The sequence below is a fragment of the Psychromonas sp. genome (assembly GCF_047632955.1).
Lineage (GTDB): Bacteria > Pseudomonadota > Gammaproteobacteria > Enterobacterales > Psychromonadaceae > Psychromonas.
On the sequence record NZ_JBLIED010000005.1, the window covers coordinates 68,330 to 92,038 of the forward strand.

General features: G+C 40.4%; 17 protein-coding genes. 12 read left to right on the top strand and 5 right to left on the bottom strand.

Going from position 1 to position 23,709, the window contains the following annotated elements; all coding sequences use genetic code 11:
- Positions 1 to 53: 53 nt before the first annotated feature.
- Complete coding sequence (rnd, locus tag ACJAZP_RS05510) at positions 54 to 1,163, bottom strand: ribonuclease D (RefSeq protein ID WP_415229733.1); 1,110 nt, start codon at positions 1,161 to 1,163, stop codon at positions 54 to 56.
- Between the two features lie 435 nt (positions 1,164 to 1,598).
- Between rnd and leuC the strand changes: the two genes are divergently transcribed.
- The 10 genes from leuC to nlpI all read left to right on the top strand — a co-directional run bounded on the left by leuC (position 1,599) and on the right by nlpI (position 12,928).
- Positions 1,599 to 2,996, top strand: a complete 1,398-nt coding sequence (gene leuC, locus ACJAZP_RS05515; RefSeq protein ID WP_415229734.1) for a 3-isopropylmalate dehydratase large subunit — start codon at positions 1,599 to 1,601, stop codon at positions 2,994 to 2,996.
- 11 nt (positions 2,997 to 3,007) lie between these two features.
- Positions 3,008 to 3,622, top strand: a complete 615-nt coding sequence (gene leuD, locus ACJAZP_RS05520; RefSeq protein ID WP_415229735.1) for a 3-isopropylmalate dehydratase small subunit — start codon at positions 3,008 to 3,010, stop codon at positions 3,620 to 3,622.
- Between the two features lie 164 nt (positions 3,623 to 3,786).
- A complete protein-coding gene (locus ACJAZP_RS05525) occupies positions 3,787 to 5,319 on the top strand; it encodes an alpha-isopropylmalate synthase regulatory domain-containing protein (RefSeq protein WP_415229736.1) in 1,533 nt (510 codons plus the stop codon).
- Positions 5,320 to 5,438: 119 nt separating this feature from the next.
- The gene (locus ACJAZP_RS05530; RefSeq protein WP_415229737.1) at positions 5,439 to 5,885 is read left to right on the top strand and encodes a DUF3010 family protein; all 447 of its coding nucleotides are present in this window, start codon (positions 5,439 to 5,441) and stop codon (positions 5,883 to 5,885) included.
- 423 nt (positions 5,886 to 6,308) lie between these two features.
- The gene (gene queA / locus ACJAZP_RS05535) at positions 6,309 to 7,370 is read left to right on the top strand and encodes a tRNA preQ1(34) S-adenosylmethionine ribosyltransferase-isomerase QueA (protein WP_415229738.1); all 1,062 of its coding nucleotides are present in this window, start codon (positions 6,309 to 6,311) and stop codon (positions 7,368 to 7,370) included.
- Positions 7,371 to 7,466: 96 nt separating this feature from the next.
- Entirely contained in the window at positions 7,467 to 8,591 is a 1,125-nt protein-coding gene (gene tgt / locus ACJAZP_RS05540) for a tRNA guanosine(34) transglycosylase Tgt (RefSeq protein ID WP_415229739.1), read from the top strand.
- A 51-nt stretch (positions 8,592 to 8,642) separates the two neighbouring features.
- Positions 8,643 to 8,975 carry a preprotein translocase subunit YajC gene (yajC, locus tag ACJAZP_RS05545; protein ID WP_415229740.1) on the top strand — a complete coding sequence of 111 codons (333 nt, stop codon included), beginning with the start codon at positions 8,643 to 8,645 and terminating at the stop codon, positions 8,973 to 8,975.
- 93 nt (positions 8,976 to 9,068) lie between these two features.
- Complete coding sequence (secD, locus tag ACJAZP_RS05550; protein WP_415229741.1) at positions 9,069 to 10,931, top strand: protein translocase subunit SecD; 1,863 nt, start codon at positions 9,069 to 9,071, stop codon at positions 10,929 to 10,931.
- Positions 10,932 to 10,945: 14 nt separating this feature from the next.
- Positions 10,946 to 11,893 (top strand): protein translocase subunit SecF, encoded by a 948-nt coding sequence (secF, locus tag ACJAZP_RS05555; protein WP_415229742.1) that lies wholly within the window; start codon positions 10,946 to 10,948, stop codon positions 11,891 to 11,893.
- 117 nt (positions 11,894 to 12,010) lie between these two features.
- Complete coding sequence (nlpI, locus tag ACJAZP_RS05560) at positions 12,011 to 12,928, top strand: lipoprotein NlpI (protein ID WP_415229743.1); 918 nt, start codon at positions 12,011 to 12,013, stop codon at positions 12,926 to 12,928.
- A gap of 86 nt (positions 12,929 to 13,014) precedes the next feature.
- On the opposite strand, the gene trxB is transcribed toward nlpI, so the two are convergent.
- Together trxB and rne are read right to left on the bottom strand one after the other, a co-directional pair.
- Positions 13,015 to 13,965, bottom strand: a complete 951-nt coding sequence (gene trxB, locus ACJAZP_RS05565; protein ID WP_415229744.1) for a thioredoxin-disulfide reductase — start codon at positions 13,963 to 13,965, stop codon at positions 13,015 to 13,017.
- Between the two features lie 138 nt (positions 13,966 to 14,103).
- Positions 14,104 to 17,265 carry a ribonuclease E gene (rne, locus tag ACJAZP_RS05570; RefSeq protein ID WP_415229745.1) on the bottom strand — a complete coding sequence of 1,054 codons (3,162 nt, stop codon included), beginning with the start codon at positions 17,263 to 17,265 and terminating at the stop codon, positions 14,104 to 14,106.
- Positions 17,266 to 17,596: 331 nt separating this feature from the next.
- Here rne and rluC point away from each other — a divergent pair, with 331 nt between their 5' ends.
- Positions 17,597 to 18,535: a 23S rRNA pseudouridine(955/2504/2580) synthase RluC gene (gene rluC / locus ACJAZP_RS05575; RefSeq protein ID WP_415229746.1), complete on the top strand. Its 939-nt coding sequence runs from the start codon at positions 17,597 to 17,599 to the stop codon at positions 18,533 to 18,535.
- A gap of 106 nt (positions 18,536 to 18,641) precedes the next feature.
- Positions 18,642 to 19,325 (top strand): HAD family hydrolase, encoded by a 684-nt coding sequence (locus tag ACJAZP_RS05580; RefSeq protein ID WP_415229747.1) that lies wholly within the window; start codon positions 18,642 to 18,644, stop codon positions 19,323 to 19,325.
- Positions 19,326 to 19,380: 55 nt separating this feature from the next.
- On the opposite strand, the gene ACJAZP_RS05585 is transcribed toward ACJAZP_RS05580, so the two are convergent.
- Positions 19,381 to 20,145 (bottom strand): peptidoglycan binding protein CsiV, encoded by a 765-nt coding sequence (locus ACJAZP_RS05585; RefSeq protein WP_415229748.1) that lies wholly within the window; start codon positions 20,143 to 20,145, stop codon positions 19,381 to 19,383.
- Positions 20,146 to 20,149: 4 nt separating this feature from the next.
- Positions 20,150 to 23,641 carry a transcription-repair coupling factor gene (mfd, locus tag ACJAZP_RS05590; protein WP_415229749.1) on the bottom strand — a complete coding sequence of 1,164 codons (3,492 nt, stop codon included), beginning with the start codon at positions 23,639 to 23,641 and terminating at the stop codon, positions 20,150 to 20,152.
- Positions 23,642 to 23,709: the final 68 nt, after the last annotated feature.

Genomic DNA, 23,709 nt, shown 5'->3' on the forward strand with positions numbered 1-23,709 from the left:
CAATATATGAGCGCTAGAGAATGAACCTTATGACGGGTTAATACAACGTCAGTTTAGTGTTCGAACTGATGGCCTATTAATTCAAATCGCCAGCCCGTTAACAACTTGGGTTTATTGGCAGTTTGTCTTTGCAGAGCGTCTAATTTCCACAACCAGCTTAGATATTCGTTAATTACTCGTTTAGAGGCGATTAACTCAAGGGGTAAATTATATTGTTCAGCGCATGCTTGAATTTTATCGCGCATTGATTTCATGGTGCTTTTATACCCGGGAAAATCGACCAAACGTATCACCAGTGATGGGTAATGACTTTCGTCCTGGTTGAGTGTCTGGGTAATGATGGTCAGAATTTGTTGTCCATGAATACGAATTTCGTTGGGTAATAAATGTAAACGACGCAGATCTTCTAAACAAGTGGGTTGGTAATAGGCCAATAACCACAGGTGGTCAGCTTTGACGACAAAGTTAAGCGCCAGATTACGTTCCTGTGCGGTGAGTAAACGCCATTTTGCCAACGCTTTTATAATGGCCAGTCCCTGACGATCCAATTTAAATAAATTGTTAAGCGACTTATAAGCTTTATCGGGATCGGTTTTTAGCATCTTTTGATCAAGCACCGCCTGACACTCCTGCTCAAAGAAATGCAGCATGTTTTTATCTTCAAGTTGTTTTTGGAGTTTCTCCAGGCAGGGTTGTAAATGTAAAACATCTATCGCCGCATAGCTTATCTGCTTTTCACTTAAAGGCCGGGCACACCAGTCTGTTCGTGATTCACCTTTATCAACAATAACGTCCTCCAATGTTTCAACCATTTTAGCATAACCCAGCGAGGCGCCCAGGTTGAGAAAAGAACAGGCTATTTGGGTATCAAAAAGAGTGAAATTAAGATCACCTTTATGTTCGCGTATAATTTCCAAATCTTCACTGCTGGCATGCAAAATTATGTTTTTGTTATCAATCGCCTGCCAAAAACTTGACAGGTCGCCGACCGCAATAGGATCGATTAAGGTGATACGGGTATTTTGAGATATTTGTAACAAGCCTAAATTTGCCAAGTAAGTGCGTGTGCGAACAAATTCGGTATCAAGTGAAATCGGGCTGCTATCAAGGGTTGTTATAAAATCATGCAATTGTGCTGTTGTTGTAATTATTTCAAATTGCATCGGTGCAACCTATATATTATTAATTTAAGAAGGGGCTATATTACGTAATTAGTTGCTGATCTGCCATTGATATTCACATTTTCCGTACACTTATAAATATTTACGTTAAATGCATAGATATTCTAAATAATTGCATAGGAAAAGCATTTAAGATCCAATAAATAAACATTAAACACTTGATTATAGAGTTTATTTTAATCATATTGGTAGTTAAGGCTTTGATTTAAAATAGGATCGGATTATCCATTCGCTGAGCTGGGAAATTGCTTACAGATTTAACTAGAATGCACTATTTGATCTTGCTATATTGTTATATTGAGATCGATCAATTAGAATAAATTTTCTAAACGGAACTAAATAACCTATATCTGCAAGTGACTGTTATATAGATGGTAGGGCTTAATAGTAAATGCATAGAGGGTGGTAAGGAAAAAAATGACTAAAACAATGTATGAAAAAATCTGGGATGCGCATTTGGTTTATGAACCAGAAGCAGGCTCTCCAATTCTGTTTGTTGACAGACACCTAATGCATGAAGTGACCAGTCCACAAGCATTTGAAGGCCTTAAACTGCAAAACCGTAAAGTGCGCAACAAGCACAGCATTCTAGCCACAATGGATCATTGTGTACCGACCAAAGATCGCAGCAAAATTGTTGATCCTGTTGCGGCAAAACAGATTCAAACCATGGCGGTTAACTGTAAAGAACATGATTTAAATCTTTATGATATGAGCAACGTTAACAACGGTGTTATTCATATTGTTGTTCCTGAGCATGGTTTTGTTCATCCAGGTATGGTTGTTTGTTGTGGTGATAGCCATACTGCAACACACGGAGCATTTGGTACACTTGCATTTGGTATCGGTACTTCTGAAGTTGAACATGTAATGGCAACACAAACATTACAACAACAAAAATCAAAAACATTGCTGATAAAAGTAGAGGGGAAACTTTCTAAATATGCGACCGCTAAAGACATTGCATTAGCCATTGTCGGTAAAACGGGTACCGCAGGCGGTACTGGTTACGTTATTGAATTTGCTGGCGATACCATCGTTAACCTGTCTATGGAAGGTCGTATGACTTTGTGTAACATGGCTATCGAAGCAGGCGCACGTGCAGGTCTTATTGCACCGGATCAAACCACCTTTGATTACCTAGAAGGTAAAGAGTTTGCACCTAAGGGTAATGATTGGGATGCGGCCGTTACCTATTGGAAAACCCTTCCTTCTGATAAGGGCGCTGAGTTTGATAAAGTGATCACCCTTAAAGCTGAAGATATCGCGCCACAGGTTACCTGGGGAACTTCACCTGAACAGGTGATGTCAGTGAATGGATTTATTCCTGCACCCACTGATTTTGATGATGCAGTTAAAGCACAGGCTTGTGAAAATGCGCTTAAATACATGGAAGTGACAGCTGGTCAGAAAATAACCGACGTTAATGTCGATATTGTATTTTTAGGCTCTTGTACTAACGGTCGTATTGAAGATTTTCGTTCTGCTGCCGAGATGATTAAAGGTAAAACAGTTGCAGCTGGTGTTCAGGCAATTGCAGTCCCTGGTTCTTATCCTGTAAAAGAGCAGGCGGAAGCGGAAGGTTTAGACAAAATATTTCTTGATGCCGGTTGGGAATGGCGTGAACCAGGCTGTTCAATGTGTCTTGCTATGAACGGTGATGAATTAACCGACGGTCAACGTTGTGCTTCTACTTCAAACCGTAATTTCGAAGGTCGTCAAGGTAAGGGTGGACGTACTCACCTTGTTTCACCAGCAATGGCAGCAGCGGCATCTATTGCCGGACACTTTGTAGATATTCGAGATTGGGCATAAAGGGAACAATAATGGAAGCTTATAAAAAACATACTAGCATTGCGGCATTAATGGATCGCAGTAACGTTGATACAGACCAGATTATTCCAAAGCAGTTCTTGAAAAAAGTTGAGCGCACGGGTTTTGGTATTCACCTTTTTCATGATTGGCGTTTTCTGGCAGATAATGTCACCCCCAATCCTGCATTTGAACTTAATAAACCTGCCTTTAAAGGCGCTAAAATTTTAGTTGCGGGTGAAAACTTCGGTTGTGGCTCTTCGCGTGAGCATGCTCCCTGGGCGATCGCTGATTACGGTTTTAATACTGTTATCTCAACCAGTTTTGCGGATATTTTTTACACTAACTGTTTTAAAAACGCTATTCTGCCGATTAGAGTAAGCAAAGCTGAACTTGCTGCATTAATGGCGGAAATTAATGCTGATGAAGGGGTTGAATTTTCGGTTGACCTTGAAGCTGAAAAGTTAACCACACCAGGCGGTATTGTTATTCATATTGAAGTGGATCCGTTCCGTAAAGAATCTTTACTGGGTGGTCTTGATGATATTGCGTGGACATTAAAACACCAAGATAAAATTACTGCTTTTGAAGAAAAACAAAAACAAACATTACCTTGGTTATGGAAATAATCGTTTTTAACGTCTGAAAAAACAACATAAATTATAAGGCGCATTGATTGCGCCTTTTTTATGAAGAATTTATTCGATTAAATCCCCTTTTTTTAACTATTTTAATCAAATAAGTTTTTTACTTTTAGAAGTGATCTGGTGAATAAATTTAATGGAGTAAGGCAATGAGCCGAGAAAACGTTGTCCAGTTAATGGATACAACATTACGTGATGGAGAGCAGACTCAGGCGGTTTCATTTACGCCTGCTGAAAAAGTAAGTCTTGCCAAAGCATTATTACAGAAATTAAAAATAGACCGTATTGAAGTGGCTTCCGCGCGTGTTTCCGAAGGTGAAAAAGAAGCTGTAACAAAACTCAACAGCTGGGCAAGTCGCGAAGGCTTCATCAACAAAATAGAAGTGTTAGGCTTTGTCGATCATACCTTAAGCGTGGACTGGATAACGGATACCGGCGGAAAGGTGTTAAATCTGCTTGCCAAGGGCAGTTTGAAACACTGCAACGAGCAGTTACGCAAAACACTGGCTGAGCATATCGTTGATATCAAAGAGACTATCAGCTACGCGCAGCAGCAGGATTTACAGGTTAATATATATCTGGAAGACTGGTCAAACGGTTACAAAGACAGTCCTGAATATGTTTATCAAATGGTCGAACAATTACAGGATAGCGGGATCGCTCATTTTATGTTGCCTGATACACTGGGTGTGATGTCTCCCGATGAAGTGTTTGAAAGTTTAACGGATATGGTAGGGCGTTTTCCAACGTTGAATTTTGATTTTCACCCTCACAATGATTACGGCCTGGCGACGGCAAATGCCATGTTTGCGGTCAAAGCTGGCGTGTCTTCGATACATTGTACAATGAACTGTTTAGGTGAAAGAGCTGGTAATGCCTCTTTGTCTGAAGTGGCGGTGGTTTTACAAGACAAACTTGGCAAAACGGTGAATATTGATGAAAGCCAAATTCTTAATTTAAGCCGCCTTGTGGAAAATTATTCGGGTAAACGTATTTCCGATAATACGCCTATAGTTGGCGCTGATGTATTTACCCAGACCAGTGGAATACATGCCGATGGCGACCGCAAAGGGGGATTATATATCTCTGCATTAACCCCCGAGCGCTTCGCCCGTTCCCGCAGTTATGCCCTGGGTAAAATGAGTGGCAAAGCCTCTCTCGCCAAAAATTTAGAAGCGATGAATATTGAGCTTGATCCGGATCAGCAGAAAAAACTGCTCAAACGTATTGTCAGATTAGCCGATCAAAAAGCCAGTATCAGTGCAGATGATCTGCCTTTTATTATTGCCGACCTTTTAGAGCGAAATCATTACAACTATGTTGAGCTGTTAAACTGTTCGATCAATTCCGGATTAGACTTAGAATCCACGGTCAGTATCAGATTGCGGGTTAAGGATAAAATTTATAAAGCAAGCGGCAGTGGTAATGGTGGTTTTGATGCATTTATCGGTGCGATGAAAAAAGTATTAGATAAACAAACATTCATTTTCCCAGAATTAATTGATTATCAACTGCGTATACCACCAGGTGGAAAAACCAGCGCGTTAACCGAATGTACTATTATCTGGTCAGATGAAAAAAACCAATTTACCACGCGTGGTGTTAATGCCAATCAGGTCATGGCAGGTATCGGCGCAACGATTCGTATGATTAATCTCAAACTGCATAACAGTAACAGCTAAATAAGTGTTACATGTAAAAAAGCCTTAATCCTTCGATTAAGGCTTTTTTAATAGGTTACTGGCTTGTAATTAGTTAGACTACGTAAAAAATCAGGTAAGTAATAGAGAAGGAAATAATAATGCGAGTTTGTGGTGTAGAGTTAACGGGTAATGAAGCTATTATCAGCATAATACAGTTAAAAAATGGTTTATATGATGTCCCTAAAGTGCGCGCGGCTAAATTCAGCCTGCCCGATGCGATTAATACCGATCCCCTTAAAAAGTTTCAGTTTGAATTTTCACAATTAATGAAAGATTATCAGGTAGATACCGTTGTTATAAAACAGCGTGATTTAAAAGGAAAATATGCCGGTAATCCTTTGAGTTTCAAAATCGAAGGCGCATTACAGTTGGTGGCAGATTTAAAGGTGCACGTTTTATCAAGTCATTATATTAAAGAAGGTTTATCTATGGCTCAGGTAAAACCCGATATACGCGAAGTCGGTTTGAAACAATTTCAAACCCAGGCGATGCTCACTGCATTTGCTTATTTGGAGCAGCAAGCGGCCTTATCTCGACAAAATTAGTACTTTAATCCTGATTCCGCAGGAGAAATTTTTTTTAAGGGGTTTTGTTCCCTCTTATTTTATTGCTATAAAACATTCGGGATATTTTATAGCAATTCTATTAATTAGGCGCCGGAAAAATTCATGAAAGCAAGGCATTGATTGCAGTAACTAGATGTTCTAATTATAAAATTAATAACAAAGACTAAAACGTAGTTTTATCTAGCTAGCAGGTGTTTTAACCAGCATAAATGTGCAGAAAATTAATGGATTTGGTACAATAATACGCACAAGCCGCTTTAATTGAATTGAGATGAAGATAAAGTACAATTCATTTCAAATTAAAAATATGCTGCATCATTTTTTCTTTTTTAAGTTGCTCCCGCTTGACTTCACTTTGATCATCCTTAAACTACATCGTTTTATCCTTTCGGAATGTTTTGCATGAAAGTTTCAGATTTTTCTTTTGAATTGCCGCTAGAATTAATTGCTCGTTATCCTATGAAAGACCGTTCGGCCAGCCGTTTATTATCGGTGCAAGGAAATTCCGGCGAATTAAAACATTTACAGTTTACCGATGTAGTCAACCTTATTGATGAGAATGATTTACTTATTTTTAACGATACACGGGTTATTCCTGCTCGTCTGTTTGGTGAAAAAGAGACAGGAGGAAAAATAGAAGTGCTGGTTGAAAGAGTATTAGATGACAAAAGCTTCCTTGCCCATCTGCGCAGTTCTAAATCACCGAAACCGGGATGTAAGTTACGTTTAGAAAACAGCATTGATGCTGTGATGGTAAAACGTCAGGGTCCTTTATTTGAAATACACATTGATCATCACAGTTCTGTATTAGACATGTTGGAATCAATTGGCCATATACCATTACCCCCTTATATCGACAGGCCAGACGAAGATTCCGATAAAGAGCGTTACCAGACCGTTTATAATAAAAATCCGGGTGCGGTTGCGGCCCCCACTGCAGGTCTGCATTTTGATCAGGCAGTCCTGACAAAATTGCAGGATAAAGGTATTGATTTTGCTTTTGTTACCCTGCATGTTGGTGCGGGAACCTTTCAACCCGTCAAAGTAGATAATATACTCGATCATCAAATGCACAGCGAGTATGCTGAGGTATCTCAACAAGTTATTGATAAAATAAAATCTACCAAAGCAAAAGGCGGGCGTGTTATTGCCGTTGGTACAACCTCTGTACGATCTGTTGAAAGCGCAGCACAAGCTAGTATTAAAAGTGGTCATGACCTTATTCCCTTTTTTGCTGAAACAAGTATTTTCATTTACCCGGGTTATAAATTTCAGATAGTTGATGCACTAATTACCAATTTCCATTTGTCAGAATCGACACTGCTGATGCTGGTGTCCGCTTTTTCAGGCAAAGAACATATTGATAATGCATATAAAATTGCTATTCAGGAAAAATATCGTTTTTTTAGTTATGGTGATGCAATGTTTTTAACTAAGAAAAATCCACAGCCGTTAACTATTTAAAGCACTTGAAGATTCTATTTTTGAATCAACAAGTGCTTTTGTTATAGATAAGACCAACAAAAATAAAATCAGATTGTTCATCTGATAAGGAAAATCATGGAATATAAATTAATTAATACAGATGGGCGTGCACGTCGCGGCCGTTTGATCTTTGATCGCGGCAGCGTTGAAACCCCAGCATTTATGCCCGTTGGTACTTACGGTACAGTAAAAGGGATGACGCCTGAAGAGGTCGATGCAACCGGAGCAGAAATATTATTGGGGAATACCTTTCACCTATGGTTACGCCCAGGACAGAAAGTCATCAAAGCACACGGTGATTTGCATGGTTTTATGAATTGGAAAGGGCCCATTTTAACCGACTCCGGCGGCTTCCAAGTATTTAGCCTAGGAAAAATGCGCAAGATAAAAGAAGAAGGCGTTTATTTTCGCAGCCCTATTAACGGTAGTGAAGTGTTTTTATCACCCGAAGTATCGATGGATATACAGTACGATTTAGGATCTGACATTGTAATGATCTTTGACGAATGTACGCCTTATCCGGCGACCGAAGAAGAAGCTGAGATCTCAATGAAACTTTCCCTGCGCTGGGCACAGCGCAGCCGGGATCGCTTTAACGAACAACAAAACCCGAATGCTTTATTTGGTATTATTCAAGGTGGGTGTTTCGAGCAGTTACGCGATATCTCATTAGATGGACTAACCAAGATAGGTTTTGACGGCTATGCTATTGGCGGCCTTGCAGTGGGTGAGCCAAAAGAAGATATGCACCGTATTTTAGAATATGTCGCACCTAAAATCCCTGAGGATAAACCCCGTTACTTAATGGGCGTTGGTAAACCTGAAGATTTAGTTGAAGGCGTACGTCGCGGTATTGATATGTTTGATTGTGTTATGCCGACCCGCAATGCCCGTAACGGGCATCTTTTCACCACCGATGGTGTGGTGAAAATTCGTAACGCTAAACACCGTGAAGATGCAACTACTTTAGATTCCGAATGTGATTGTTACACCTGTAAAAATTATACTCGAGCATATCTATATCATCTTGATAAATGTGGAGAAATACTGGGTGCGCGACTAAACACTATCCATAACTTAAGTTACTACCAACGTTTAATGAAAGGTTTGCGTGAAGCCATTGAACAGGGTAGATTAGAAGACTTTGTTGATACGTTTTATCAACGCATCGGAAAACAAAAACCGTTGCTAAACGTTTAACAAATTTATCAATAACAATAATATTCAATTTTAATTTAAAAGGGTAACAAAATGAGTCTATTTATTTCTCAAGCACATGCAGCAGCAGAAGGTCAACCTGAAGGCAGTATGTCTTTTATTTTGATGATGGTCGTATTCGCTGCGATATTTTATTTTATGATTTACCGTCCTCAGTCAAAACGCACTAAAGCACATAAAAGTCTGATGGAAAGCATTGGTAAAGGTGACGAAGTCTTGACCCAGGGTGGTTTAATTGGTCGCGTTGTTAAAGTTAATACCGAAAACGATTATCTTCAGATTGAATTAAATGAAAATAATGTTATCTCGATTAAAAAAGATTATGTGACAGCTGTTTTACCAAAAGGTACGCTTAAATCTATCTAAGAAATATTCAGCTTTTTTAATAGAAAGAACGAAGTAATAAAAAAACATTACTTCGTTCTCATTTTATTAGGCGCTTCATTTAAGGACAATACAGTGTTAAATAAATACCCTATGTGGAAGTATTTGCTGCTTTTATTTATAGTTTTAATCAGTTTACTTTATGCCGCCCCCAATCTATACGGGGAAGATCCTGCCATTCAAATTTCTGCAACCCGTGGAGCAAAAGTCGAGCTTTCCACTCTGGATAAAGTTCAAGATATTCTCAAGCAGTCAAATATCACGCCTAAAAGTGTTGTGCTTGAAGATGGACAGCTTTTAGTTCGTCTCAAATCCAGTGAAGATCAACTGTTAGCGCGTGAAACCGTTGTGAATGAATTAGATAGCAGTTTTGTTACTGCGCTTAATTTAGCGCCTTCAACCCCTGCCTGGTTAGAAGCTATTGGTGCCGGGCCACTGAAATTAGGTCTTGATTTACGCGGCGGTGTTTATTTTCTGATGGAAGTAGATATGGATGAAGCCGTCAGCAAAACACAAGAGCAAATGGTCCAGGATTTACGTGGCGATTTACGCTCAGAGAAAATCAGATTTCGTGGTATCTCTAAAGCTAAAAGCGCAACGGGTGTAGAGTTGACCTTTACTGACCAATCCATTCTCGATAATGCGATTGATTATTTAAAACCTATTAATCCAGGTTATCAATTCTCTGAATCTGTCGATAATGACAATTATATTCTCACAATTGAAATGACAGAGCAGAAATTACAAGCGAGCAAAGAGTACGCGCTGCAGCAAAATTTGACTATTCTTCGTAACAGGGTTAATGAACTGGGCGTCGCTGAGCCACTCGTTCAACGTCAAGGTACGGACAGAATTGTTGTTCAACTACCAGGTATTCAAGATACGGCGCGTGCGAAAGAAATTCTTGGTGCAACTGCCACGCTTGAGTTTCATGCGGTTGACTCAGATACAAATATTAATGATGCGTTAGCAGGACGTCTGCCTTCTTCTTCTATCGTTTATAAAGAGAGAGATGGTCGCCCCGTGGTGGTTAAGAAACAGATTATTTTAACCGGTAACCATATCGTCGATGCACAATCTGGCAACGATGAAATGGGACGTGCGCAAGTTAGTATTTCACTTGATTCAAAAGGTGGCAGCATGATGTCGCGTTTTACCAAAAATAATATTGGTAAACCGATGGCAACTCTGTTTATCGAGTATTTACCGACAGGCAAGAAAAAGCCGAACGGTAAGGCGATCATTGAAAAGCGTGAAGAGGTTGCCAATGTGGCCACCATTCAAGCGCAGCTTGGCCGGAGTTTTCGTATTACCGGGCTTGATAACGCCGCAGAAGCACACAATTTGGCACTATTACTACGCGCAGGTGCGCTTATTGCGCCTATTCAAATCGTACAGGAACGTACTATTGGACCAAGTTTAGGACAGCAGAATATAGATAACGGAATTAAAGCAATGGTCTATGGCTTACTTGCTGTTGTCTTATTCATGTTTGTTTATTATCGAAAATTTGGTGTTATTGCTAATACTGCTTTGTTATTTAATATCGTCATGATTATTGGTTTTATGTCTATGATCCCCGGGGCAACATTAACCCTGCCGGGTATTGCCGGTATCGTCTTGACCGTTGGTATGGCCGTTGATGCAAATGTGCTCATATTTGAAAGGATTCGAGAAGAATTGTCTGCTGGGAAATCAATCCAGAAAGCAATTCATGAAGGTTATTCTAATGCTTTTTCTACCATAGCCGATGCGAATATCACTACTTTCATCACCGCAATAATTTTGTTTGCTGTGGGTACCGGACCTATTAAAGGTTTCGCTGTTACGCTCGCGATTGGTATTGCAACTTCTATGTTCACTTCTATTTTCGGAACGCGTGCTATTGTAAACGCTGTCTGGGGTGGTCGTAATGATATTAAGAAACTATCAATCTAGGGCAAGGAAAAATTATGTTTGAGTTATTTAAAGCTAAAAAAACGCTGCGTTTTATGCATTATTCAAAACCGGCTTCTTGGTTTTCAATGGTGTTAATTGTAGCCTCATTTGCCGCGTTAAGTATTAACTGGTTAAACTGGGGTCTGGATTTTACCGGTGGTACCGTTATTGAAGTTGGTTTTGAGCAACCTGCGGTATTAAAAGATGTTCGAGTAGTATTAGCATCGAGTGATTTTTCCGATGCCATCGTTCAGCATTTTGGTACTAGTCATGATGTTATGATTCGTTTAGCGCCTCGTGAGGGAGTTCAAGGGGAAGTTATCGGCACTCAGGTTTTGGAGTCATTGCAGAATGCTGATTTCGGACAAGTGGATATGCGTCGAATTGAATTTGTCGGACCTAACGTAGGTGCTGAATTAGCCAATTCCGGTGGTCTAGCTATTATCATTGCGCTTATCTGTATTTTAATTTATGTCAGTATTCGCTTTGAATGGCGCTTGGCATCAGGCTCTGTATTAGCTTTAGCCCATGATATTATTATAACGCTTGGCATATTTTCATTCTTTAAAATTGAAGTGGACTTAACGGTATTAGCCGCTTTATTAGCTGTTGTCGGCTATTCACTCAATGATACTATTGTTGTATTTGACCGAATACGTGAAAATTTCCGCCTGCTGACAACCACTCCTCCCATTGAAATTGTCGATATATCACTTACGCAGACCTTAAGCCGAACCTTAATTACCTCCGGAACCACTATTTTTGTATTGATTTCACTGTTTATTTTTGGTGGTGCGTTGATCCATGCTTTTGCTACCGCATTGTTGATTGGTGTTGTTGTTGGTACTTACTCGTCTATTTATGTCGCCAGTGCACTCGCCATCAGATTAGGCATTTCACGTGAACATATGATTCCAGAAGTTGTTGAAAAAGAGGGCGCAGATCAGGCTCCCTTATCATAAGATGAACTAAGTACCTTAAAAGCACTGCCCGCAGTGCTTTTTTATTTCAACACATCTAACTTTACTTTCAGGTTGTTATAGTTCACTCTTAAATCTCTTCTCTTAAAAGGTTTTTTCATGAGATTTTATCGTTCAATATTGTTTGTTTTACCGGTTTTATTTACATTAACTGCTTGTCAAAGCCTTTCCCACACTGAGCAGGATCTTTCAACGACAAATGAAGTCATTACTAAACTACCTCTCTCTACTGCTGTCCAAGTAGACTACCAAGATGAAGTTAAATTATTAAAAATTAATCAATTGCTTGCGGAAGAAAAAGACCTGGATGCTAGACAACAGGCCGCATTATTTTACGAACGTGGGGTTATTTATGACCGAATGGGGTTGGCGGCACACAGTCGTTATGATTTTACCCAGGCATTGAATGCTGATCCTACCTTTGCAGACGCTTACAATTTTTTAGGACTGTATCTGTTATTATCCCAATCCTTTGATGAGGCCTTTGATGCTTTTGATTCGGCATTAGAATTATCCGATGATATGCAATACAGTTATTTACACCGGGCAGTTGGCCTCTATCAAGTCGGGCGTTATCAATTAGCAATGAATGATATTGAAAGGTTCTATGCGCTTGATAAAAATGATCCCTATCGCGTTTTATGGCGTTTTATTATCAACAGTAAAGTCGATCAGGTAAAAGCTTTACAGACACTTAAATCATCAACTCAACTCAGCGATGATAAGCGTTTTGCTTGGGCAATCGTGGATGTTATAGCGGGCAGGGTAACAGAAAAAGATTTTCTTGAAAGTCTTTCCTACGGTGTTCGCACCAACAAAGATCTTGCCAGGCGTTTATGTGAAGCCTATTTTTATCTTGGGCAGTGGCATAAATTGTCAGGTAATTTAGATAAAGCTATCTATTACTTTAAATTAAGCACCGCGACAAATATTCATGAGTTTATTGAATATAAATATTCATTGATAGAGTTAGCCACTATTCAAAGAAACTTACAGACGGCTAAAGGTAAAAAATAACCCGCTTGCTTTTATGTTAAAATGATTTTCTTATAAAAAAGGTAACGATAAGTTACCTTTTTTGTTTAGATTCTTTTAGTTAATAATTAGATGTTATCTAAATAGCGCTCAGCATCTAAGGCTGCCATACAACCGGTGCCGGATGAAGTGATTGCCTGGCGATATATATGATCGCTGACGTCACCTGCCGCAAAGACACCTTTAATAGTGGTTTGTGTTGCGTTTCCTTCGTTACCGGATTGCACTTTTAAATAACCGTGATTCATCTCAAGTTGCCCTGCAAACATATCGGTATTAGGTTTGTGGCCAATCGCAATGAAAACACCCATTACTTCCAGAAGTTCTGTTTTTTCGGAAAGAGTCTCTTTTAAGCGCAGACCCGTTACGCCCATTTCATCACCCAAAACTTCATCTAAGGTTCTGTCCGTATGTAAGATAATATTACCGTTTGCCACTTTTTCATTGAGTCTGTCTAACAAAATCTTCTCGCTGCGAAACCCGGTACGGCGGTGAATAAGATGCACTTCGGAGGCGATATTTGACAAATACAATGCTTCTTCAACGGCAGTATTGCCGCCGCCAACCACTGCAACTTTTTGATTTTTATAGAAAAAACCGTCACAAGTCGCACAAGCTGAAACACCACGTCCCTTAAATGCATCTTCCGAGTCAAGTCCTAAGTAGCGTGCCGATGCGCCTGTGGCAATAATTAACGCGTCACAACTGTATGAACCATTATCGCCTTTTAAGGTAAAGGGCGGTTTGGTTAATTCAACTTCATTGATATGATCAAAAATTATTTCAGTATCAAAACGCTCTGCATGTTCTTTCATACTGTCCATTAAAGCGGGGCCGGTCATATCAGCCGAACCACCTGGCCAGTTTTCAACATCAGTGGTTGTGGTAAGTTGTCCACCTTGTTGCATGCCGGTAAGCAACACAGGATTTAGATTTGCACGTGCGGCATAAACCGCTGCAGTATATCCCGCAGGTCCGGAGCCTAAGATTAATAATTTGTGATGTTTTATTTCGCTCATAAAGATTCCTTGAAAAAGAGAGATAAATTATAGGGGCTAATACTAACCCCTCTGAAAAAAAAAACAGTAAAAAAAAACGGATATTTCATTGAAATATCCGTTCAAATTGATAGTTAAAGCCTATTAACTACATCTCTATTATAAAGTAGCCTTAACAGTTTCACTGCTCGCACTATTGGTCGCAAAACTACTGCCGGCTTGGCGTTCTGATTTAGTTATTGCCTGGCGCTCAGTGGCAGCAACAATAATTATTTGAGCATTCGTATCAAGCGGTCCGCTGACGGTTTTAGTCATTGGTGAAGTTGAAGATTTTTTGAAATTGCCGGCAGGTGCCTGTTTTTCATTAACAGCTGCGGTTTCTTTAACTGCTTCAGTTTCTTTAACCGTAACGCTTTCTTTAACTGCTTCAGTTTCTTTAACCGTAACGCTTTCTTCAACTGCTGCGGTTTCTTTAACCGTAACGCTTTCTTCAACTGCTGCGGTTTCTTTAACTGCTTCAGTTTCTTTAACCGTAACGCTTTCTTCAACTGCTGCGGTTTCTTTAACTGCTTCAGTTTCTTTAACCGTAACGCTTTCTTCAACTGCTGCGGTTTCTTCAACTGCTTCAGTTTCTTTAACCGTAACGCTTTCTTCAACTGCTGCGGTTTCTTCAATTGCTGCGGTTTCTTCAACTTTAGGCGTTTTTTCAACTGTAGCAGTTTCTTTAACTTCAGTGCTTTCTTCAACTGTAGCAGCTTGAATGCCTGCGGCAGCAGATGAAATTAGCTGAGCTTCTGCAATTGCAGCATTAACGCTGCTTTGAATCTGTTCGACCGTTTCTTGAACAGTAGCGCTGTTATCAATGGTTTCAATGTCCGCTGCAACGGAAGCTTGAGCTTCTTTACCGCTGATTTCGGCCATGGCTTGATCTGCAACGGGCACAAATTTAGCTTCACTATTAACATTTTCAGATTCCGGGTAGCGACTGCTTACCGGATCCTGTAAATCTTCTGCTACGGGTGATGCATCCTGATCACTGTCAGAAGTTGTATTTTTCTTAGTGCGCTGAGCATTATTACGCAGGTAACGTGAACGACGACTTGGCATTGCAACTGCTTTATGTTCTTCAGTTTCACCTTCCGTTGGAACAGTATTGTCTGTCAGCTCTGATTTTGTATCAGTGACTTCAGCTTTTACAACTTTACTTTTTGGTGTTGACGCTTTTTTAACTTTAGGCGTGTTAACGGCAGGTTTAACATCCTGGGTTTTTAACTGCTCAACAGCTGGCTCTTCTGCACTGACCGGCTCTGCTTCACGGGTATTTTGAATACGTACTTTTTTACGCATATTTCGTCGCTTACGGCGAACTGCAACGACATCATCATTTGCCGGAGGCACTGCAGCGGTTTCTTGCTTTTTAGGGCGTTCAGGCTCTTTGCGGGGAGTGGCTTTAGCTTCCGTTGGCGCTTGCGCAGCACGACTTTTATCGGGACGATTTTGAGTACGGTTGCGATTACGACTGTTGTTACGGTTATTGCGAGGAGCAGTGACATTCTCTGCGACAGGTGGTACTTCTTTTTTCTCAACAGGCTGCGGTTTTTCGCTCTCAGTGAATGCAGCAGATATCGCAGAAATTATTTTCGAAAAGAAAGAAGGTTTTGCTGTCGTTACTGCTTTTGGTGCAGAGACCGTTTCTTTTTTTGCTACTTTTGCCGGTGTAGTAGCTTGTTTGGGGCTTGAAAAACCGGACAAAACAGGATCAGCCTCATTGTTATGTTCATCTTTGATGACATTAGGAACATAAACCGTATGTTGTTTTTCAAGCGCATCGTAATTGATATCTTCTTTGCCATCTTTACGGGTACGTTTAATTTCAAAGTGCGGGGTTAAAAGGTTCGCATTAGGAATGATATAAACTTCGCAAGAATGACGTTTTTCTATTTTTTGAACATCTTTACGCTTTTCATTTAACAAGTAAGCGGCAACGGCAACCGGCACTGTCGCTTGAATTTGTACTGTGTTTTCTTTTAAGCCTTCCTCTTCTATTAACCGTAAAATGGCTAATGCGAGGGATTCATTATCGCGGATAGTACCTTGACCATGACAGCGCGGGCAGACACGCGAAGCCGATTCACCAAGAGAAGGGCGTAGACGCTGACGGGACATTTCCATCAAACCAAAACGCGAAATACGACCTAATTGGATACGCGCTCTGTCCTGACGCACGGATTCGCGCATGCGGTTTTCAACTTCACGCTGATGACGAGGTGGGGTCATATCAATAAAGTCGATAACCACTAAACCGCCCAAGTCACGCAGGCGTAATTGGCGGGCTATCTCTTCGGCTGCTTCGAGGTTGGTATTAAAAGCGGTTTCTTCAATGTCACCACCACGTGTAGCACGTGCAGAGTTGATATCAATAGAGGTTAACGCTTCGGTTGGATCAATTACAATTGAACCGCCGGAAGGCAAGCGAACTTCACGTTGGAAAGCCGATTCAATTTGGCTTTCCACCTGATAATGAGTGAATAATGGAATTTCACCTTGGTATAATTTTAAGCGGTTAACGTAATCAGGACGCACCATGGCGATGTGGTTTTTAGCAAGTTCAAAGGTCTTTGCATGATCAATCACGATCTCACCAATGTCGCGGCGCAGATAATCACGAATAGAGCGCACGATAACATTGCTTTCACGGTGGATTAAAAATGGCGCTGGCTGAGAACGCGCAGCTTCGTCAATGGCTTGCCAATGATTTACTAAAACATTCAGATCCCATTCCAGTTCTTCCGGTGTTTTACCAACACCCGCGGTGCGGACGATAAGCCCCATGCCGTTGGGCAGTTTAAGGTGGCTAAGCGCTTCTTTGAGTTCAGTACGTTCATCGCCTTCGATGCGACGTGAGATACCGCCTGCGCGAGGGTTATTTGGCATTAAAACTAAATAACTACCAGCTAAACTGATAAAGGTGGTTAAGGCTGCGCCTTTATTACCACGTTCTTCTTTTTCAATTTGGATAATAACTTCCTGGCCTTCTTTTATAACGTCTTTAATGTTCGGACGTCCTTTAAAAGAATAACCTTCGGGGAAGTAAGTGCGGGCAATCTCTTTAAGAGGAAGGAAACCGTGGCGTTCTGCACCATATTCTACAAATGCAGCTTCTAAGCTAGGCTCTACACGAGTGATTTTACCTTTGTATATATTTGCTTTTTTTTGTTCATGGCCAGGACTTTCAATATCTAGGTCATATAACATCTGACCATCTACTAGGGCTACACGCAACTCTTCTGCTTGAGTTGCATTGATTAACATTCTTTTCATTTAATAAACTCTTATATTTTATAGTTATTTTTAATTTGTTGGTTATGTATTTGTTCACTTGACCTCGAGTCTGGTTATACAGTCTCGCGACTGGAAAATATGTAGAGGTGCATTTGAAAGTGAGAGCAACGGTCTGATTCTTTTTGATTGATATAGATCAAAATACAAGAATAAGTTTAAGACTCAACATTATGTTTTTTTTGGTTGTTTAGACTGCTAGCTAATATTTTTATTAACGAGTCATTAACTTATCGATTGTCTCATTAATAGTACTTTACCCGCAATATAAATTTTTAGATATTAACTGTTTAACACGTGATAAACTTAACAGATGGAACAGATAAACCACTTAGTACGCATACTTGAGATTACTCAAGAAAATGCACAACAACGAATCGATAATTATCTTCGTTTACATTTAAAAGGCGTCCCTAAAAGTATGATCTATCGGATTGTACGTAAGGGAGAAGTACGTGTTAATAAAAAGCGTATCAAACCGGATTATAAACTGCAAACGGGCGATTTTGTCCGTATTCCGCCCGTGCGTGTTGCAAAAGAAAATGCCTTGCCTTCCCCTAAATTGAACCAAATAGCGCGTTTGGAATCGCGAATCGTCTATGAGGACGATGCTTTAATCATTTTAAATAAACCTTCAGGTCTTGCTGTACATGGCGGCAGCGGCCTTGATTTTGGCGTTATCGAGGGATTACGTGCTTTACGTCCGGAATCGCGATTTTTGGAGTTAGTACATCGACTTGATAAAGCCACCTCGGGGTGTTTACTGATCGCTAAAAAACGCAGCATGTTACGTGCATTGCATGAACAACTACGCAATAAAACAATGAATAAACAATATCATGCTCTGGTTAAAGGAACCTGGGAAAAAAAATGGCGTAGTGTGACTGCTCCGTTACTTAAAAAGGCGCAGGACTCCATTGTAAAAGTGAGTGAACTAGGTAAAGCATCTGAAACTCGCTTTAAAATTTTACAGCGTTATCAGGGAGCGACATTAGTTGAAGCATCTCCGGTGACGGGAAGAACGCATCAGATACGTGTCCACAGTGCATCTAAAGGGCATAATATTGCCTGTGATGATCGTTATGGTAATGAGCAATTCAGCAAAGAGATGCACGCATTGGGCTTAAATCGCTTATTTTTACATGCGGCGCACATTACTTTTTTTCATCCGGTATTAGAAAAAAAGATGACCGTGAGTGCGCCTCTCTGTAATGAACTGACGTCTCTGTTAGAAAAACTGCAAAAAAGTTAAGATCAAACTTCAGTTTTGTTGATAGCCGGGGCATTATTTAAGTGTCCCGGCTATAAAAATTAAATCTCAAATATCAACATTAAGCTATTAAACATAACGGAAATTTATGCACTCAAATAAACTGCCGCCTGGGAATCCGGACAATAATAAATATTCAGTTATTATTTTCGATTGGGATGGCACCCTGATGGACTCTATTGATAAAATCATCAATTGTGTTACGCAAGCCGCAAAGCTTACTGATGTAGTTGCTCCCTCTGCCGAATCAATTCGTAATATTATTGGTCTCAGCTTAGAGAAGGCAATGGCGACACTTTTTCCGATGTTATCTTTCGCTAAACAAGCTCAGCTGATCGAGACCTATCGTCATCAATATACCTATTTGAATAAACAAGAAACTCCCTTTTACCCGGGCATTAAAGTCTGGCTTAAGTTGTTAAAAGAGCAAGGTTACCTGCTCGCAGTTGCCACGGGGAAGGGGCGGAAAGGACTTGACCGATTGCTTTTGCAATATGAGGTAACAGATCTTTTTTCAATTACCTATTGCGCAGACGAAACGCTGTCTAAACCTCACCCTCTGATGTTAAACAACATATTAAAAGAATTAGAAATCAATGCAGAACAAGCTCTGATGATCGGGGACTCTTCCTTTGATCTGGAAATGGCAAATAATGCTAATATTGATTGTATTGGCGTGACTTATGGCGTGCACTCCGAAAGCATCTTATCCCGCTACAACCCCGTTGCAATTTTAAGTGATTTACCCACCCAACTTTGGAAATATATTTAAAATTCAATAGCTTTGGCGTTATTGCCAAAGCAATTAACAACCTTATTTATAAAAATTATTTCCCTTCAATTTTTCTTATTTGCACAATAACACCCATTAATGGGTGGTCTAAATAATGAATTTCTTCACTTCTTAAGCGACGTCTCTGATCAAATAAAGCTTCTTTAATCACAATTTCCTGATTATTTTCAACGCGGTTAGCGTCTCTATTAAGATCGATGATTTCAACACCATTTTCACTTTCAAGTATATTTGAATTTTGTACAGGCGCGATCTGTGGTTTGATTTTTTCCTGTACTGTTTTTTGACGGATAATGAATTGACTGTCTATATAAAGATAATGATCTAAGTATATTTTAAAATTCCCATCAACTGCCCATTTATTTTCCGATTGAGGTCCGGCTTCGAGATTTTCACCGCCAAAAAGATGGATGGGTTTTGCGCTGTTATTGCTTTTCACGGGCATCCGCCAAGCCATGTGCAAAATTGGCTTAAAGCCTGCATGTGCGGCTAAGCTTTTACGTTGTGCGCTGAGTTGCAGGTGCGAGCTGTCTAAGAGGATAAAGTTATTGGCATTTTGAACAAATTGCTGCGCACCGATAACCACCGGATTAGTCTGCCCCGCGGCATTTACCTTTAATATTTCGGTACTGTTGGCAGTGTCCAGCGTAAGAAAATCGTCAGATAATCTTTCACCGGTTTTTTCAAAACTGATATCACGTTGAAAAAGCAGTACTTCAACCTCAAACCAGCGCTCTGCAGCATTGGCTGAAAATGAGAAGCACAGCAGTATGATTGGTAAAAAAAGTTTGTAATTCAAAGTGTTATCCTTTAGCTTGTTTTATTAAATGTGATTCAAAACTATGAAGTAATTGCATAATCCAGTTTATTCGATGCTTGTTGTCCGACAGGTCACAAATAAATTTAAGTTTAGTGGGGCCGTCCAGTTTAAAGGTATTTGCCTGTGTTTGCAGCAATGACACCAAGAACATTGGATCCACCGGTGTGTTTTCTGTGAATAAAATATTACCACCATTTGTATGCGCTTCTAAACGTTTAATACCTAATGGCGTGCACTGTTGTTTTATTGTCGCCACCTGGATAAGATTTTTAGCAGAAGCGGGTAATAGGCCGAAGCGATCTATTAATTCCACCTGAATTTCTCTTAATGCCAGTTTATTTTTACTGCCGGCAATACGCTTATACAAAGATAAGCGCTGATTAACGTCAGGCATGTAATCCGTTGGAATCAATGCCGGAATACGTAGTTCAACTTCCGCTTGACTTGCCAGCAGATGTTCTAATGTAGGTTCCTGGCCATTTTTTAATGCCTCGATCGCTTGATTTAACATCTCCATATAAAGGTTGTAACCAATACTGGCAATCTGTCCAGACTGTTCATCGCCCAATAATTCACCGGCGCCGCGAATTTCTAAATCATGAGTCGCCAGTGTAAAACCGGCTCCTAGAGTATCTAACGCCTCAATAGCCTGAAGCCTTTTTTGTGCATCTTTAGTCATCAGTTTGGGTGTTGGTGTTAAAAGATACGCATAGGCCTGGTGATGTGAACGGCCAACGCGGCCGCGCAGTTGATGCAATTGTGCAAGGCCAAGGTGGTCAGCACGATTTATGATGATCGTATTGGCGCTGGGAATATCAATACCGGTCTCAATAATGGTACTGCAAACTAACACGTTTTGACGCTGATGATAAAAGTCAGCCATGATTTTTTCAAGCTGGTGTTCATTCATTTGCCCATGAGCAACAGCTACTTTTGCCAGTGGTATAAGCTGCTGTATCTCCTGGGCCGCTTTTTCGATGGTTGCGACGTTATTATGTAAAAAATAAACTTGTCCGCCACGCATGATTTCACGGGTTATTGCATCGCTGATAATTTGATCTTTCTTTTGCACGACAAAGGTTTTTACCGCTAAGCGTTTCGCCGGAGGTGTTGCGATAATCGACAGATCTCTCATGCCATTCATAGACATATTTAATGTTCTGGGAATGGGAGTCGCGGTCAGGGTTAAAATATCAATTTGTGCACGCAGGGCTTTGATCTTTTCCTTTTGGCGCACTCCAAAGCGATGCTCTTCATCAATAATTAACAACCCTAAATCAGAAAATGTCACGTCGCTGCTGAGCAGTTTGTGAGTGCCGATCAGAATATCAATTTTTCCCTGGTTTACCTCTTCGAGAATCAGTTTCTGCTGTTTTGCAGTTTTAAAGCGCGACAGAACCTCGATACGCACCGGCCAATTAGCAAATCTATCTTTAAAATTTTCATAATGCTGCTGTGCGAGCAAGGTGGTTGGCACTAGAAGAGCAACTTGACGGACATTATCCGTAGCGAGAAAGGCCGCGCGCATGGCCACCTCGGTTTTACCGAAACCGACATCACCACAAACCAGCCTGTCCATCGGCTGTGCAGAACACATATCAGATAAAACCGCCTTGATGGCAAGCGCCTGGTCATGGGTTTCTTCAAAAGGAAAGTCGTTGCTGAACAGCGCATAATTAGTTTTATTAAATTTATATTTAAACCCGACCTTTGCAGCACGCTGTGCGTAAACTTCAAGCAGTTCTGCGGCGACATCCCGAACTTTTTCTGCGGCATGTTTTTTGGCTTTTTGCCAGGTTTCGGTGCCTAATTTATTAATCGGGGCATTTTCTACATCATGACCGCTGTAGCGGCTGATCAGGTGAAGCGAGCTTACGGGCACGTAAAGTTTATCACCGCGCAGATATTCCAATTTAACAAACTCGGTTAAATGGCCGGCAGTTTCTATCGTTTCCAGGCCTAAATATTGACCCACACCATAATCAATATGAACAACGGGCTGGCCTATTTTAATCTCTGCCAAATTACGAACGATATGATCAGTGCTGTAGTTTTCATCGTTATTTTCTTTACGTCGCCGCCGTTGGGTGACTTTATGGCCCAACAATTCATTTTCGGTGACAAAGGCAAATCCGGTATCTTCCAAGATAAAACTGTTTTCAACCTGGCTGATTGTGATCCCAAGTTGCTTCTTACTTTTGACAAAAGAGCTCAGAGTAGAAAAGTCGCCAAGGCGTAATTTTAAAGGCGCTAATAACTCTAATAAAGACTCTTTACGTCCCGCCGATTCAACACTAAATAATATTTTTCCGGTAAAATTGGTGAGGAACTGCTGAAGCTTTTTTAACGGCGCATTTTTGTTATGTTCAATCTGAATATCTGGCATCGGTTGTACTGCGCAGTTCTGCCTGGCGCTTTTTGGGTGCTCAAAAGCTTGCCTGCGAAAATCGTAACGAGGCCACTGGTTTATAAGTTCAAAACACTGTTCATGACGCAGGTATAATTCTTCGGGCGGCAGTAAAGGGCGCAACAGATCAACGGATTTTTCCTGATAACGGGTTGAGATGGTTTGCCAAAAATCAATGCAGGCTTGATTGATATCACCGGCAATTGCCAGCCTGGCGCCACTTGGAAAATAATCAAATAAGCTGGCGCTGTCAGCAAAGAAAAGAGGTAAATAATATTCAATCCCCGCCGGTAAATTATGCTGACTAATTTGCTCAAAGAAAGAGTCTTTAGCGGTTGACAACGGTGAAGGGAATTTATGGGTAAATTGCGCTTTAAAACGCTTAATAGCGTCTTTGTCCGTTGCAAACTCATGCGCGGGTAATAATCTTATTTCTGCAATAGGTTTTAAAGAGCGCTGGCTTTCACTGTCAAAGGGACGAATAGAGTCAATTTCATCGTCAAAAAAATCAATACGGTAGGGGGTATCGCTGCCCATCGGATAAATATCTAACAAAGATCCTCGCGCGCAGAACTCGCCGTGCTCCATGACCTGTTCAACCGCATAATAACCGGCTTCCTGAAGGTCCGTCCGCAGTGCTTGTAATTCAATTTTTTGTTTGTTTTTTATTATTAAAGCGTACTGTTTTAAATAGGAAGGGGGGGCGATACGCAGTAACAGCGTACTGATTGGGACAATTAATATCGCATTTTTAAGATTTGGTAACTTATATAATGTTTCTATACGGTTGGAGATAATGTCCTGATGAGGCGAAAAATTATCGTAGGGCAGTGTTTCCCAATCAGGGAATGTAACGAGTTCAATATTATCTTCAACGAAAAAATCAAGTTCCTGCCTGATTTTTAAAGCCGTGGGGGTATCATTAACGATCAAGATTAAGGGGGATGCTTGTTGTTTGGCGCACTCACTAATAGCCAAAGCTTGACTACTACCGAGTAAATTTCCGAATATTAAATGATCTGATTTTTTCTTTAATGCAGGAACAGATAATAAAGCTAGGTCAGTCATTGAATGTGTTATCCATTTTATTCATTAAAAAATTTATTTAACTATTTTTAACTGTTTACGGCAAATAT